The sequence below is a fragment of the Bacillus sp. JJ1773 genome (assembly GCF_036962035.1).
Taxonomy (GTDB): domain Bacteria; phylum Bacillota; class Bacilli; order Bacillales; family Cytobacillaceae; genus Cytobacillus.
The window spans coordinates 108,344-123,249 of sequence record NZ_JBALNX010000042.1 but is presented as its reverse complement, the minus strand read 5'-3'; the positions used below and the strand labels follow the sequence as shown (position 1 = coordinate 123,249).

Here is a 14,906-nt window from a genome sequence, read left to right as displayed (position 1 = left end):
TTCCCATCAGCCGCCCCATTTTATTTTACTGAGAAGCAATTCTTGAGGTTACTTCAGTGGGCTATAGCCAAGCGGTAAGGCATCGCACTTTGACTGCGACATGCGTTGGTTCGAATCCAGCTAGCCCAGCCATTTTACTTAAGGCGGCATAGCCAAGTGGTAAGGCAGAGGTCTGCAAAACCTTTATCCCCGGTTCAAATCCGGGTGCTGCCTCCAACAAAATAATGCGGGTGTAGTTTAGTGGTAAAACCACAGCCTTCCAAGCTGTTGATGAGGGTTCGATTCCCTTCACCCGCTCCATATTATAATGGGCCTATAGCTCAGCTGGTTAGAGCGCACGCCTGATAAGCGTGAGGTCGATGGTTCGAGTCCATTTAGGCCCATCTTTTTATTCCGCAGTAGCTCAGTGGTAGAGGATTTTTAAAGCTTGCAGCCGCGAAGTATTCCTTCACTGAATGGCAAACTTTTAAAATCTGTGACAAATCACGTAGGGATTTGTAACACATTACTTAAGCCAAATGGATTTTAGGGAACTATATTAATTATTCCGCAGTAGCTCAGTGGTAGAGCATTCGGCTGTTAACCGAACGGTCGTAGGTTCGAATCCTACCTGCGGAGCCACTTTTTATCTGTATTGAACAACGGCCTCCTAAGGTGTTGGTCAATGTTTCATATTATCTAAATTTGTAAAAATTACTAATTGGTATAAACTAATAAAACCGCTATTTCCACCTATTTTGTGGAATAGCGGTTTTTTGTATGAATTCGAATTATACTATTCACTTTTAAACGCATGGTAATTAGTTACATAATTGTATATGCCTTATTGTATAATTTTAAACAGAACTATAGCCAGGATTAACTTTCTGTTTATTCGGCTATAAGTATTAGTATAGAAAATTTATTTACCTAGCCTGTTTTGCTTGGAAGGCAAAAGTAGGAATGGGAAGCAGATTAGCACGGAGGGGATGAAATGACTATAATAATAAAACTATCATCACAGATTGGAGAAAAGACAGAAGAAGGAAATCGTCAAGCAGCAATGGATTGTCTTAAAAATCCAAGCTTACTTATTGAAATAGGAGAAGGCCTAATATCAAAAGAGGCAGCTATTGTTGGAGATTGTGCCGAGGTTTTTACAAAAGTTGCAGAAAAACAGCCAGAATTGATCTTAGCTTTTGCTAATGATTTATTAAATTTGATTTCGCATAAAACGACACGTGTTCGCTGGGAAGCCATGCACGCAATTGCTTTAATTGCAGCATACATACCATCAGAAATTTCAAAGGCGTTGCCGCAGCTTACAGAGCTAATTAAGTCTGATAAAAGCACAATTGTTAGAGACTATGCGATAGAATCTTTATGTAATTATGCGACTGTGGGAGAGTCTGAAGCACAAACCGCTTTTCCACTGTTGAAGGAATCCTTGCTTGTTTGGGAAGGCAAGCATCGTGCGCGCGTTTTAAAAGGGTTTTTGCATGTATGTCATTCAACTGATAAATACACTCTTGAAATAAGAGGAATAGCTGAAGAATATGAAGATGATCCAAAAGGTGTAGTAAAAAAGGCAGCAAGGTCATTAATAAAAGCTATAGATAAAGGGATTGTCTAGTTAATAAATACATTTGATGTATGAAAGAAGCATAATTTGAAACTTAAAAATGAAGAAATGAGTATTGCACGATACAACATAACTAATAAATTCCCTGGTCATCGAAAAAGCAAACTACTATGTTTGATTTTCCGCCGGGAATTTATTAGTTATTCTATGCAAAAGAAAAGATGACTCTTTCAGTTTATTAGACAAAGTTAAAAATAATTCCTTGTTACGACTTGCTAAGGATTTATCTAAATAAAAGGTAGATAAAGAGTAATCAAGCATAATATCGATGCATGATTCCAACTTTTTAGAGTGAATCGCTGCTTCAAGATCTGGCATAAACAGAAACTCTTTTTTAGATTCATTAATCGTAATGAAAATAAACCAACCTATTCCAAAGACAAATTTCCCATGGTTTGAAATTGTTAATAAATCTCCATATTGAAGGGGGAAAAAACCACTCACCATATTTTCGCGTTTGTATCCATAATATAAACACTCTGCTATAATGCCGTTTTTATCCTTAACAATTAACTCCAATGTTGTAATCCCACCTTCTTAACATTTAAATAATCCTTAATATCAATTCTTATTTCTATTTTTTAAGTATTATTACTTGAAGATTGGGGGACTGGCTAACAAAGAAGTCAAAGTTTTTTTGCTTTGATCAATATGTAAATGTAGGTCGACCAATGTCCATAAGACTAGCAAAAGGTGCTTAGTCAAATAGGCCGACCGATGTTTTACTACCGAATCATTGCTTCTTAGTCACAAGTAATTTTCCTCTTGTTTGTTCCGCTGCTTCAACCATTACCTTAAGTGCTGCGATGGTCTCAGCCTCGCCGCGTGTTTTTAAACCGCAATCCGGATTAATCCAGAAAAGCTTTGGATCAAGGACTTGAAGGGCACGATCAATATTTGCCAGAAGCTCGTCAAGTTCAGGTACACGCGGGCTATGAATATCATATACACCAAGGCCAATCCCTTTATCATACGTATTATTTTCAAATGCATAAATAAGTTCACCGTGACTTCTTGAAGTTTCGATTGAAATCACATCTGCATCGAGGGCATGAATCGCGTCAATAATTTCTTCAAAATCGGAGTAACACATATGGGTATGAATTTGTGTTTCATTTTGTACAGCTGTCGTTGCAAGCTTAAATGCATAGACTGCTGCGCTAAGATAACTCTCCCACTTTTCACGCTTTAATGGCAGCCCTTCACGAATGGCCGGCTCATCAACTTGAATCATACGGATTCCGCTTTTTTCAAGTTCTTCGATTTCTTTTCGAAGCGCAAGCGCAATTTGATTGGCAACGTCGTATCGCGAAATATCGTCACGTACAAACGACCAGTTTAAAATAGTAATTGGACCTGTCAGCATACCTTTTACAGGCTTGTCTGTTAATGATTGGGCATAAAGGGTTTCTTCAACTGTCATTGGCTCTTTAAATGATACGTCTCCGTAAATAAGAGGCGGCTTTACGCAACGCGATCCATATGATTGCACCCAGCCAAATTTTGTGAATACAAATCCATCTAATTTTTCCCCGAAATATTCGACCATATCTGTACGTTCAAACTCTCCATGAACCAGTACGTCAATGCCAAGCTCTTCCTGTATCTCAATCCACTTTTTAATTTCAGCTTGAATAAAATGTTTATAATCTGCATTTGTTAACTCGCCTTTACGCCATTTTAATCGTTGTTTTCTTACTTCCTGTGTCTGCGGAAAGCTTCCAATGGTTGTTGTCGGCAAGAGCGGCAATTGGAAGGTCTTCTCTTGAAGCCTCTGGCGTACTTGAAAAGGAGCTTCACGTTCTGCCTTATAGGCATGTAAGTATTGGATGGATTCTTGAACTGCTTTATTGTTTCGAAAAGAAGATTGATTTAATAAAGCAATAGATTTTGTACTTTTTAGAATGTCATTCTGTATTGCTTCTTTTCCATCATGAATCCCTTTTGAGAGTGTAACGACTTCATACAGCTTTTCATCTGCAAATGATAATGCATCACTTAGAATCTTATCGAGTACATCTTCGCTTTTAACCGTCACAGGTACATGCAATAAGCTTGATGAAGGCTGTGCGATCAAACGATTTTTGGAAACAAACTGTCCAATTTCTTCAAGGAACGTATATTGTTTTTCAAGGTTGGCACGCCAAATATTGCGGCCGTCAATGATTCCAGCAGCAAGCACCTTATCCTTTGGGTACCCATACTTTTTCAAAGCTTCAAGATTTTTCCCTTGGTCATGTACAAAATCAAACCCAATGCCGTGAACAGGGAGGGAGATGATGTCTTCATAAAATTCAACGGCTTCAAAATACGTTTGTAAAATGACTTTTACATGTGGAGCTGCTTCATACAATGCTTGATAAACATTTTTAAATAAGGCCATTAAATCTTTTGAAATAGAAGTGGAAAGGATCGGCTCGTCTATTTGTACCCATTCTACGCCTTCATCCTGAAGTTCTCGTAAAATTTCAGCATAAAGCGGTACGAATTGATTAACCTTTTCCTTAAATTGACTTGCTTTATAGCCTTTTGCCAAAGAAACAAATGTAATAGGCCCCAAAATGACAGGCTTACCTTCAATATTAAGCTTTTGCTTAGCTTCTTTATAAAATTGGAGAGGACGGTTTTCTACTAGTGCAGGCTCAGCTTCGTCCAGCTCTGGAACAATATAGTGATAGTTAGTGTTAAACCATTTCGTCATTTCAGATGCAACTGCACCTTTCGTTCCACGCGCTATATTAAAATATGTTTCTAGAGATACTTTCCCTCCAGAATAGCCAAAACGCTTTGGCACTAATCCAAACATGACAGCTGTATCAAGGACATGATCATACAAGCTAAAATCTCCAACCGGGATTAAGTCAATTCCTTGATCAATCTGCTTTTGCAGATGCTGAAGGCGAATTTGTTCCATTTGCTTCAAAAACTCGTCTTTTTCTAATTGACCTGCCCAATACAGCTCGAGGCTTTTTTTCCATTCGCGTTTTTCTCCAATTCTTGGATAACCTAAATTCGAGTTTCTTACATGGCTCATCGTTTCCTACACTCCTAATTTTTAATTTTTTCTCAAAAAAAATCTCTCTTTTCAAGTAGAAAAGAGAGATTCATACGCATAGCTAACTAGAGTTGAGACATAATGGTTTTCTCAACACGTATTCTTCACTCCCCTCTATATCCTCGTAGAGTACAAGCATATACAACAGGCAGGTCTCCTGACTTAGGTTCATCGCTTCTTATCCCTTCCCATTTCCAAATGAAATAGTGGTTCCTGATAAGCTGCTCCCCATTACAGTGGCGGGACCGTGTCGGAATTTCACCGGACTTCCCTTTTAAGCTGAGAAAAAAATTAACAGCACCTGATGCATTCGTTTATTAAATTTTTTAAAGGAAAAATAAAAGCCTCTCAAAATAAAAGAGAGGCTTGTACTCCTACTGAAGGAGTCCTCTCTTATTTGCCAAAGCAATATGCTTTGCAGGAATTAGCACCTTTTCAATAAGTAATTGAATGGTTGCCGGGCTTCACAGGGCCAGTCCCTCCACCTCTCTGAATAAGAGTTGTTAATATTTAAATGTTTTGAATTTAATAGCCATGTTAGCATGGTAAAGATAAGTTGTCAAAGAATTTTGGAAAAACACTACAAAAGTAGTGTAAGTGAAAAAGGATTAGGGGAGTTAATAAATTTATCATGAGTATAAGTAGTAGTTAAGCACGATTCTTATGATAATGATAATTACTTTCAATTAATTATTGACAATCATTTCCTGATTGCTATAATAAAAATTGTGAGTATTAGTGATAATGATTTTCAATATCATCAAGACTCACAAAGAATCAAACTTTATTGGAGATAGTTATGAAAAAAAGATATCTTATCGTCTCGCTCATTGTACTTTCAATCCTATCCTTATTTGTTGGAGTGAGCCATATTACACCGAAGGATTTGCTAAATCTGCAATCTGATGAAACTCAAATCTTTCTTATCAGCCGATTGCCAAGATTATTAGCGATCCTATTTGCAGGAGCGGGGATGAGTATTGCAGGGTTAATTATGCAGCAACTCAGCCGGAATAAATTTGTTTCCCCTACAACAGCGGGCACACTTGACGCCACTAGACTTGGGATTTTAGTGTCAATGCTGTTGTTTGCGAATGCGTCCCTTCTTGAGAAAATGATTGTAGCCTTTGTATTTGCGCTTGCCGGCACGCTTTTGTTTATGCAATTGCTCGATCGAATTAAATTTAAGGACGCAATCTTTATTCCGCTTGTTGGTTTAATGTTTGGAAACATCTTGTCTTCGATTACGACTTTTTTTGCCTATCGGGCAGATGTTATTCAAAATATGTCTGCATGGCTCCAGGGTGATTTTTCAATGATTATGAAGGGACGATATGAGCTTCTTTACATAACGATTCCATTGTTAGCGGTGGCCTATTTATTTGCTAATCGCTTTACGGTAGCAGGTATGGGGGAAGATTTTTCGAAAAACTTAGGTATGTCCTATAAACGGGTTGTGAATTTTGGACTTATTCTTGTTGCACTAATAACGGTTACCGTCGTTCTAACAGTCGGAATGATTCCATTCCTTGGATTAATAATCCCAAACATTGTTTCAATTTTTAAAGGAGATCATTTGCAAAAGACCTTGCCACATACAGCATTGCTTGGCTCCTCGTTCCTGCTTGTGTGTGACATACTGGGAAGGGTTATTATTTACCCGTATGAGATCTCGATTAGCTTGATGGTCGGAGTCATTGGCAGCGGAATCTTCCTCTATTTACTCTTTAGGAGGAAGGCGTATGCGTAATTCTATAAAAATGATCATACTCGCCGTAATAGCGATTATGTTTTGCTGCATTTATTTATTTCATGATTTAAATGGAAGCTTCGATTATGCATTGCCGCGAAGAGGAGTTAAGGTCATTGCCATGGTCTTAACTGGTATAGCCATTGCGTATGCTACAGTAGTTTTCCAAACAATTTCGCATAATCGCATTTTAACACCGAGTATTATGGGGCTGGATTCCCTGTATTTACTCATCCAAACGGTTATTATTTTCTTTTTAGGATCCAGTCATGTATTGGTCGCAAATCGGCAGTATAATTTCTTTTTATCAGTCGTGGCGATGATTGTATTTGCTTTATTACTCTACCAACTGCTTTTTAAAAATGGAAAGCGGCCGATATACTTCCTTTTGCTTGTTGGGATTATCGTAGGAACGTTTTTCTCCAGCATTTCTACTTTCCTGCAGGTGCTTATTGATCCGAATGAATTTCAAAGAGTGCAAGATAGGATGTTTGCAAGCTTTAATAATGTGAATGGTGATTTAGTATGGATTGCATTAAGCATCATCATCATCGCAATTGTAATAGGTTTTCGATCAATGAACTACTTGGACGTTATCTCACTTGGCCGTGATCATGCCGTGAACCTTGGTGTTCCATACGATCTAATTGTGAAAAGGATGCTCGTTTTAGTAGCTATTTTAATTTCCATTGCTACCGCATTAGTTGGGCCGATTACGTTTTTCGGTCTGATCGTAGCCAATTTATCGTATCAGTTTTTCAAAACCTACAGGCACACCACAATCATTACTGGTGCGATGGTCATGAGTATCATTGCGCTTGTGGGAGGTCAGTGGGTTGTAGAGCGAATCTTTACCTTCTCGACAACGCTCAGTGTCATCATTAACTTTTTCGGTGGCGTGTATTTCATATTTTTACTGCTAAAGGAGAGTCGATCTAATTGATTCAAGTCCGAGCTTTATCCAAATTCTATGGAAAAAAGCCTGTCGTTGAAAATGTGACAGTCGATATTCATCCAGGACAAATCACGTCCTTTATCGGTCCAAATGGAGCTGGAAAATCTACGCTGCTATCGATGGTTAGCCGATTAATCGAAGCGGATACGGGTGAGGTACTGATTGAAAACTCTCACGTTAAGAAAATGAAACCGAATGACTTTTCCAAGCGTGTGTCCATCTTAAAACAATCCAATTATATGAATGTACGGCTGACGATCCGTGAACTCGTGTCGTTTGGGAGGTTCCCGTATTCGAAGGGGCATCTGAATGAGGAAGATGAGAAAATGGTGGATCAAGCCATTACATACATGGGTTTAACTGATATGCAGCATGATTTTCTTGATGAATTATCTGGAGGCCAGCGTCAGCGAGCATTTATCGCCATGGTGATTGCACAGGATACGGACTATATTTTACTAGATGAGCCGCTGAATAATTTAGATATGAAGCATTCTGTCCAAATTATGAAGATTCTTCGCGGTCTTGTGGATGAGTTGGGAAAAACAGTAGTCATTGTCCTGCATGATATTAATTTCGCGTCTGTTTATTCAGACCGCATTGTAGCATTGAAGGACGGGAAAGTTGTAAAGAATGGGCCGACAAATGAAATCATTCAGTCGGATTCATTAAGAGAAATATATGATATGGATATTCCAATTAAAAAAATAAACGATTGCCGAATTTGCGTGTACTTTAACTCATAGAAAAGGGGATTAATGATATGAAAAAATGGCCATTATTTGCATTATTATTAACGGTTTTCCTCGTGCTATCTGCGTGTGGATCGAAGGAAGCTGCAAAAGAAGAGGAAAGCTCGAATTCTGGAAGCGACAAGCCAGTAGAGGAATCTGCAGAAATAAAAATTAAGCATGAACTTGATGAGGAAGAAATTGTTTTAGCAAAGACGCCTGAGAAAGTAGTAGTTTTTGATTTTGGTATTTTAGATACATTGGATGAGCTTGGTGTTCCTGTTACTGGAGTACCACAGGCAACCATTCCGCCATATTTAGAAAAATATGCTGGTTCTGAGTACACGAATGTAGGAAGCTTGAAGGAGCCCGACTTTGAGGCAATTCATGCATTAAAGCCAGATGTGATTTTCATCTCCGCACGCCAATCTGATATGTATGAAGAGTTCAAAAAAATTGCTCCAACAATTTATGTAGGAATTGATTACACAAATTATATGGAATCCTTCACACATAACATGGAAGTGATAGCACAAGTTTTTGGCAAAGAAGAACAAATGAAAACGGAATTGGAAGAAGTTAATAAGAATATAGATGCAATAAAAGGAAAAACAGGAAGCACTGATGCTAGAACATTAATTATTATGGGGAATGAAGGAAAAGTGAGTGCCTATGGACCAAGTTCACGTTTCGGTATCCTTCATGATGTGTTTGGTTACAAGCCTGCTGATGAAAAGATTGAACAATCAACTCATGGACAGAGCATTTCATTTGAATACATTTCTGAAACAAATCCAGACATTATGTTCGTAATCGACCGTGATGCAGCATTTGACAGCAATGCGAGTGTGAAGGATGCAATTGAAAATGAGCTTGTCCAAAAAACAAATGCATTCAAAAATGGTAAAATCTTTTACTTAAACGGCGGTCCATGGTATTTATCTGGTGGCGGGCTACAGTCTATGAAGCTAATGGTTGAAGATGCACAAGTAGGTGTAGAATAATGTTTTACCAGATTAAGCAAATGGTTGTGAAGGAGGGCTTTTCTGATACAGTGGTGGAGCGCTTCAGTGGTGAGGGACTCATTGAGAAGCAGCCGGGCTTTGTCGACCTTCAAGTTCTAGTCAAAAATGTACGCCGTGGTGACGAGGAAGTATTAGTCCTTGTCAGATGGGAAACTGAAGAGGATTGGAAGAACTGGGAGAAGAGCCCCGAGCATATTGCAGGACACAGAGCGAAAGCTGGAAAGCCAAAGCCTGATTATATAATCGAGTCAAGCCAAAATGTGTATACTGTGGCGGTTAGTAAGTAATTAATAAATAAAGATGAGGCGCCTAATCATTTAGGTTGCCTCATTTTTTGGATTCTCAAGAGAAATGGAAGCAGGTAACTTCTCTAATTTCTTTTTTTGAAAATAAAATTAACCGATACTTACTTTAGTCTAACTCTCTTTAACCGAAGGGAATTCAACACAACAGAAACGGAACTAAAAGCCATGGCTGCCCCTGCAAGCCAAGGAGCCATGTAACCAAGCATGGCAAGTGGGATCATCATAATATTATAGAGAAAAGCCCATAGAAAATTTTGTTTAATATTAGTCATCGTTTTTTTGCTAATGAGGATTGCGTCAACGACTCGATTTAGATCATCTTTGATAATGGTCATATCACCTGATTCAATGGCCACGTCTGAACCTGTTCCAAGTGCAATTCCGACATCGGCAACAGCTAATGCAGGTGCATCATTAATGCCATCTCCAACCATTATGACCTTGTTTCCTTTTTGTTGTAATGTCTGTATGATTTCAGCTTTATGCTGGGGCATGACTTCAGCCCTTAATTTATGGATTCCTGCTTTTTTTCCTACAGCCATTGCGGTATGCCGATTATCGCCTGTGAGCATGATTACCTCTAACCCCATCTTCTTTAATCTAGTTACAGCTTTAACAGATGTTGATTTTATTTCATCTGCAACAGCGATGATTCCGGAAAACTGAGAATCAATAAAGGCAATCATGACAGTTTTTCCTTCCTGCTCTAGCTTGGTTACTAGAGTGGCTGATTTTGGAGGGATGGAGATATCATTTCTTTTAAAATATGCCGGGCTGGCAATGACAACCTTTTGATTGTTTACTGTTGCTCTGATTCCATATCCTGGAATTGAAAGGACTTGTGACACACTTGGAAAAATAGAGATTTCCCTTTTCGCCCTCTGGACAATTGCTTTAGCAATAGGATGGTCGGAAATGCTCTCAACAGCCCCAACGGTCTCTAAGAAAGCCCGTATGCTTAAATATTCGCTATAAATGTCGGTCACATGAGGCTGTCCTTTTGTAATGGTCCCGGTTTTATCGAAGACAATGATATTATTTTTCCCTAATAATTCAAGAAATCTTCCTTCTTTAAAAAGGATTCCAAGCTGTGCGGCCCTTCCGCTTCCGACCATAACAGAAGTTGGAGTGGCAAGCCCAAGCGCACAAGGACAAGCGATAATGAGAACAGCGATCGTTTTTTCTAAAGCCTCTTTTAAATCACCTGGCTGAAAGAGGGAATACCATGCGGCAAATGTAACCGAAGCAATGGCAATGACAATTGGAACAAATAGGGCTGTAATATGATCTGCTATATATTGAATAGGTGCTTTTGAAGCTTGAGCTTCCTCAACGATCCGAATAATTTGTGACAGGGCAGTATCAGAATTTCTTTTTGTTGCTCTTATCTTTAATAACCCATTTTGATTGATTGTCCCAGCATAGACATCGTTGCCAATGTTTTTCTCAACGTGTATGCTTTCACCGGTTAACAGTGATTCATCCATGACGGAATGCCCGTCGATTACTTGTCCATCGATCGGCACCTTCTCCCCAGGCCTTAGAACGATAATATCTCCAGGTACAATTTGCTCAATCAGTCTATTTTCTTCTCTCCCGTTTATATAGACAGTGGCTGTTTTCATTTGTAATTGATAAAGCTTTTTGATTGCTTCTGTCGTCCGTAATTTTGTTTTTGCCTCGAGCAGTTTTCCTAAGAGAATGAATGTAATAATAAAGGCACTTGTCTCATAGAACAAGTCGACCGGCTGGGCCTGATGATAGGTTTTCAAGGTTGTAAAGGTTAGATAATGGCTGTAAAAAAAGGCTGCGGACGTACTTAATACGACCAATACATCCATATTTGCACTTCTATTTCTTAAGGCTTTCCATGCTCTTTCATAAAATTCTGCCCCAATGAAGAATTGAATGGGAATCGTAATTGCGAACTGAAAAAGGGGATGAATAAACAGATCAGGAACTTTGATGAAGGAAGCCCAATGGAAGTGGGCGAACATAGCCCATGCCATCGGAAGAGTAAGCAAGGCTGAAAAGACGAATTTCCATTGAAGTCTCCTAATCTCTATATTTTTGTTCTGTTCAGAGGAGCGGTTTTGGCTGACTTCCTTTGCTTCAAACCCAATTTTGTTTATTTTTTGAATGATGTCAGAAACGCTTGTCCGGTTTTTTTCAAACGAGACACGGCCTTTTTCAGTTGTTAAATTGACCGATATGTCTGTCACTCCATCTATTTTTGAAACAGATTTTTCGATACGAGTCGTACAGGCAGCACAATGCATGCCTTTTACTTCAATATGTGCGGTTTCGATCATAGCCGGGCCCCACTCCTTTCCTTCATCAATATTATTCATTCTATTAAAATCGATTTGTATTTAGAACGAATGGCAGCAGAGCTGGTAAAAGCCTGTATTAATTTTTTTCTCCCATATGCAGTGCGGCTTTTAATGAAATTTTGTGAATACCTAGCATTAGAATGCCTGCCATGAGTTGATCAAGCCTAGTATTGACTAAGGGAGGAAAAAGTGTATGAGAACTAGAATGAGAGGGTAAACAAAGTTTTGTCATTAATTGAGTTAAAAACGGATTATTCATCCCATCAATTAAAGCATTGAGGATAAAAACTGAGCAGGCTGGCAATAAAAGAAGTCCGCTTAGGAAAGCATAACGTTTTTTAGTCTCGCTATATGTCCGTAGTTTTTTAAACGGTGAGGTAATGGGCCACCACATACGAAAGGCTAAGATAAATAGTAAAAAGAAATAACTATTATGAATGGCAGGATGATCAGAGATAAGGCTTAATATTGTTGGTAAATGATACATGGAAAATAGGATTGCAAAAATAAAGAGTGCCACGATAGGTTTTACAAAAAGAAAAGACCTGACTAGGATAACCGTCCACAATAGCTGATAAACGGGCTTTGGAATCCCTAATAATAATAATGGTGGAATAATAAAAAATAGAATGCTCATTTGGATCATATGCAAGCTGAATGAGAGGTGGCTAATGGCTGCAAAGGGGCTCCCAACTATCAAGACAAGTAAGCCTAGGCTGGAAAGAAAAAGAAATGGCTGCTTTTGAAGCATTGTGAATTTAGTCGTTTGTCTTACGAGTATTGTGTATAAAACGGCGATAAAGACGGCAGTCATTAATATAGGAATATTCCATTCTAATTCATTTCTAATTAATAATAAATAATCAAACATGCTTTTCCTCCTCATATCAGGATGAAATAAAATAAATTGGGGGCATTGCTGAAAAGCTTATATGATTATGGATATGATTTCTGATTATTATACATACCAAACCTTTAAACAAAGTTCACTACACACTTTCATAATTCCAAAAAATAACATAAAATATTATAAAAGTGTTTCCAAGGAGAAGTGAAGATGAATACACTCATAAATACGCTTCAAAAGAAAAGAGTTAAGGTAACGAAGATTCCGAAATGGGGCACGTATTTACGGAATCAATGGGAGGAGAATTTTGCTAGTCATCTTAGTGAGGACGAGAAGGGTAAAATTCATTTGCATGACAAAGGTAAAAGCAGTGGATTCTTATGGCATATTTTCAGCTATGAAACAAAGGAATGCTTGAAAGAAGAACAGGCAAATGAAGCATTTAATCAATTACAAAAGCAGGCATGTTATGTTTTTCATCAGCATTCAAATGATGCGATAATCATTGAAAATGTATCTAAAATTACTGCTGAAGACTTTGAAAATGAACAGGATATTTATGTAGTGGATAAGGAATTTGCCTGGACTTACGTCAATACACACGAAAAAGGATTGTGCGGTCCATACTTTTCGTGGAAACAGGGAAGGTAATATTTTCAAATTAAAAGAGGGATCATATGCAGTTGTTTATCAAAAGGATAAGTCGAAACGAGGCAGTCGAAATCCTAAACTGGAAATACCCAGCACCTTATAATTTTTACAATAATGAAGAAAACGAGGAATCTATAAGGGAGTTATTAGGAAGCTCGTATTCAGTTGTCATTGACGAAAATGGTCGATTAATAGGCTTCTTTTGTACTGGGGATTCTGCCCAGGTGCCTGCTGGGACAAAGTATGGTGCCTATTCAGAAACATGTACTGATATTGGGCTTGGAATGAAGCCCGAGTTAACAGGGCAGGGAATGGGATATGCATTCTTTTCTTTTATCCTAAGGCATATCCATGGCGCATATAAGGAAGTTCCCCTTCGCTTAACGGTGGCGAAGTTTAATGATAGGGCGATACGCCTTTATGAAAAACTTGGTTTTAAGAGGAAAATAGAATTTAGTAATGGGTCTACCGCATTTATGACGATGATAAAAGATTCATAGGAGTGCTAAAGTGATTTATTTACCAATTAAATTTGTAAAAACCATTAAAGATGTGCATAAGGAAAAAGGGGAGAAGTGGTTACTTGAGTTTCAAGAGCTTATTCATGAATGTGAGGAGCGGCGGCATTTAAAAATCATGCCGCCGTTTGATTTGTCCTATAATTTTGTGGCGCCTGCTATTTGATGGATTGGAAGTAGTCATCAAGCTAACTGTTCCGAGTGAGGAATTTCTTTCTGAAGTAGAGGCCCTCGTTCTATTTAACGGCCATGGTATGGTTAGGATCGTAGATGTTGATAGGATAAAAGGAGTTCTACTACTTGAAAGATTAAAGCCTGGCACGACCCTTGCCTCACTTGAGAATAATGAGGAAGCTGCTTATATTGCTTCTCAAGTCATGAAAAAGTTATGGAGCCCGGCTCCCAAATCTGTTCACATTCCGCATTTTAAAGAGAGAGGAATAAGTTTAGACAAAATTTATAAGGATAATCCTGAAGGACTCGGACCCATCACGAAAGAAATGCTGCAAGAAGCGACTGAAATCTTTAGGAAATTGGTGGAAACCCAGACCGAACGCTTTCTGCTCCATGGTGATTTACATCATTATAATATTTTAAGGACAGGCACCGATTCTTGGCTAGCCATTGATCCTAAAGGGCTAATTGGAGATAGAGAATATGATGTGATTCAATTTTTACTAAATAAACTGCCAGATGATCAAATCATTGAAGTAATAGAAAAACGCATTGATATCTTTGTAAAGGAACTGAACTTAGATAAAAATAGAATTCTATTATATGGCTCTTCTCATGCCGTTCTTGCAACATGCTGGTCTATTCAGGATAGTGGAACCTACGATGAAGGTTTCTTCAAAGCGATCCATGTGTTTAAGGATTTAAGAAGAAAATTGGAGATTGGCTGATTGATTGCCTAGAATTGGCCAAAACCAATTCTGATTCCCGTTGATTGTATTCATTGTTGTTTTTAGAAATAAAATGCAATGCTTGATGCCTGTTGATAGTGTCTTTTGCTAATCCCGGTCACCAAAAGGAGGTGTGATTCCCGTTCGTTGCAAATATTCGTTGAAGCGGTAATCAGATGCAAGATCTGATGCCCGTTGATCGTATCTTTTGCT

Annotated in this window: 14 protein-coding genes, 5 tRNA genes and 2 riboswitches; of the genes, 15 read left to right on the top strand and 4 right to left on the bottom strand. The window is 38.4% G+C overall.

All coding sequences use genetic code 11. The annotated features are described in order from the left end of the window. Positions 1-57 precede the first annotated feature (57 nt). The 6 genes from V7127_RS11925 (at position 58) to V7127_RS11900 (ending at position 1,612) form a co-directional block, all read left to right on the top strand. Positions 58-132 (top strand) — tRNA-Gln (locus tag V7127_RS11925). A 10-nt stretch (positions 133-142) separates the two neighbouring features. Further along, a tRNA-Cys gene (locus V7127_RS11920) sits at positions 143-216 on the top strand. Between the two features lie 10 nt (positions 217-226). Next, positions 227-300: transfer RNA gene (locus tag V7127_RS11915), tRNA-Gly, on the top strand. Between the two features lie 9 nt (positions 301-309). Next, positions 310-383 (top strand) — tRNA-Ile (locus tag V7127_RS11910). Between the two features lie 163 nt (positions 384-546). Then, positions 547-621: transfer RNA gene (locus V7127_RS11905), tRNA-Asn, on the top strand. 352 nt (positions 622-973) lie between these two features. Next, on the top strand, positions 974-1,612 hold the full coding sequence (locus tag V7127_RS11900; RefSeq protein WP_335345488.1) for a HEAT repeat domain-containing protein: 639 nt from the start codon (positions 974-976) through the stop codon (positions 1,610-1,612). Between the two features lie 117 nt (positions 1,613-1,729). Here V7127_RS11900 and V7127_RS11895 read toward each other — a convergent pair whose 3' ends face one another. Together V7127_RS11895 and metE are read right to left on the bottom strand one after the other, a co-directional pair. After that, positions 1,730-2,140: a hypothetical protein gene (locus V7127_RS11895; RefSeq protein ID WP_335486253.1), complete on the bottom strand. Its 411-nt coding sequence runs from the start codon at positions 2,138-2,140 to the stop codon at positions 1,730-1,732. A gap of 214 nt (positions 2,141-2,354) precedes the next feature. Further along, entirely contained in the window at positions 2,355-4,655 is a 2,301-nt protein-coding gene (gene metE / locus V7127_RS11890; RefSeq protein WP_335486249.1) for a 5-methyltetrahydropteroyltriglutamate--homocysteine S-methyltransferase, read from the bottom strand. A 151-nt stretch (positions 4,656-4,806) separates the two neighbouring features. Then, positions 4,807-4,996: riboswitch (cobalamin riboswitch) on the bottom strand. Positions 4,997-5,066: 70 nt separating this feature from the next. After that, positions 5,067-5,176: riboswitch (SAM riboswitch) on the bottom strand. Between the two features lie 299 nt (positions 5,177-5,475). Here metE and V7127_RS11885 point away from each other — a divergent pair. The 5 genes from V7127_RS11885 to V7127_RS11865 are packed head-to-tail and all read left to right on the top strand — an operon-like array spanning position 5,476 to position 9,424. Next, entirely contained in the window at positions 5,476-6,426 is a 951-nt protein-coding gene (locus V7127_RS11885) for an ABC transporter permease (RefSeq protein ID WP_335345485.1), read from the top strand. Further along, a complete protein-coding gene (locus tag V7127_RS11880; RefSeq protein WP_335345484.1) occupies positions 6,419-7,369 on the top strand; it encodes an iron chelate uptake ABC transporter family permease subunit in 951 nt (316 codons plus the stop codon). The genes V7127_RS11885 and V7127_RS11880 overlap by 8 nt, the downstream gene beginning before the upstream one ends. Continuing rightward, positions 7,366-8,127, top strand: a complete 762-nt coding sequence (locus tag V7127_RS11875) for an iron ABC transporter ATP-binding protein (RefSeq protein ID WP_335345483.1) — start codon at positions 7,366-7,368, stop codon at positions 8,125-8,127. Before V7127_RS11880 ends, V7127_RS11875 begins: the two co-directional genes overlap by 4 nt. 17 nt (positions 8,128-8,144) lie before the next feature. Continuing rightward, a complete protein-coding gene (locus V7127_RS11870) occupies positions 8,145-9,116 on the top strand; it encodes a siderophore ABC transporter substrate-binding protein (protein ID WP_335486246.1) in 972 nt (323 codons plus the stop codon). After that, the gene (locus V7127_RS11865; protein WP_335486243.1) at positions 9,116-9,424 is read left to right on the top strand and encodes an antibiotic biosynthesis monooxygenase family protein; all 309 of its coding nucleotides are present in this window, start codon (positions 9,116-9,118) and stop codon (positions 9,422-9,424) included. Before V7127_RS11870 ends, V7127_RS11865 begins: the two co-directional genes overlap by 1 nt. A 119-nt stretch (positions 9,425-9,543) precedes the next feature. Here the strand turns inward: V7127_RS11865 and V7127_RS11860 are convergent, their stop codons facing one another. After that, positions 9,544-11,793, bottom strand: a complete 2,250-nt coding sequence (locus tag V7127_RS11860) for a heavy metal translocating P-type ATPase (RefSeq protein ID WP_335486240.1) — start codon at positions 11,791-11,793, stop codon at positions 9,544-9,546. A 58-nt stretch (positions 11,794-11,851) separates the two neighbouring features. Continuing rightward, the gene (locus V7127_RS11855; RefSeq protein WP_335345479.1) at positions 11,852-12,646 is read right to left on the bottom strand and encodes a cytochrome c oxidase assembly protein; all 795 of its coding nucleotides are present in this window, start codon (positions 12,644-12,646) and stop codon (positions 11,852-11,854) included. Positions 12,647-12,832: 186 nt separating this feature from the next. On the opposite strand from V7127_RS11855, the gene V7127_RS11850 reads away from it, so the two are divergent. From V7127_RS11850 to V7127_RS11835, 4 genes are read left to right on the top strand one after another with little or no spacing between them, the layout of a single operon-like run. After that, positions 12,833-13,273 carry a DUF4275 family protein gene (locus V7127_RS11850; RefSeq protein ID WP_335345478.1) on the top strand — a complete coding sequence of 147 codons (441 nt, stop codon included), beginning with the start codon at positions 12,833-12,835 and terminating at the stop codon, positions 13,271-13,273. Positions 13,274-13,299: 26 nt separating this feature from the next. Further along, a complete protein-coding gene (locus V7127_RS11845; protein WP_335345477.1) occupies positions 13,300-13,773 on the top strand; it encodes a GNAT family N-acetyltransferase in 474 nt (157 codons plus the stop codon). A 10-nt stretch (positions 13,774-13,783) separates the two neighbouring features. Then, the gene (locus V7127_RS11840) at positions 13,784-13,957 is read left to right on the top strand and encodes a hypothetical protein (protein WP_335486237.1); all 174 of its coding nucleotides are present in this window, start codon (positions 13,784-13,786) and stop codon (positions 13,955-13,957) included. Continuing rightward, a complete protein-coding gene (locus V7127_RS11835; RefSeq protein WP_335486234.1) occupies positions 13,920-14,693 on the top strand; it encodes an aminoglycoside phosphotransferase family protein in 774 nt (257 codons plus the stop codon). Before V7127_RS11840 ends, V7127_RS11835 begins: the two co-directional genes overlap by 38 nt. Positions 14,694-14,906 lie beyond the last annotated feature (213 nt).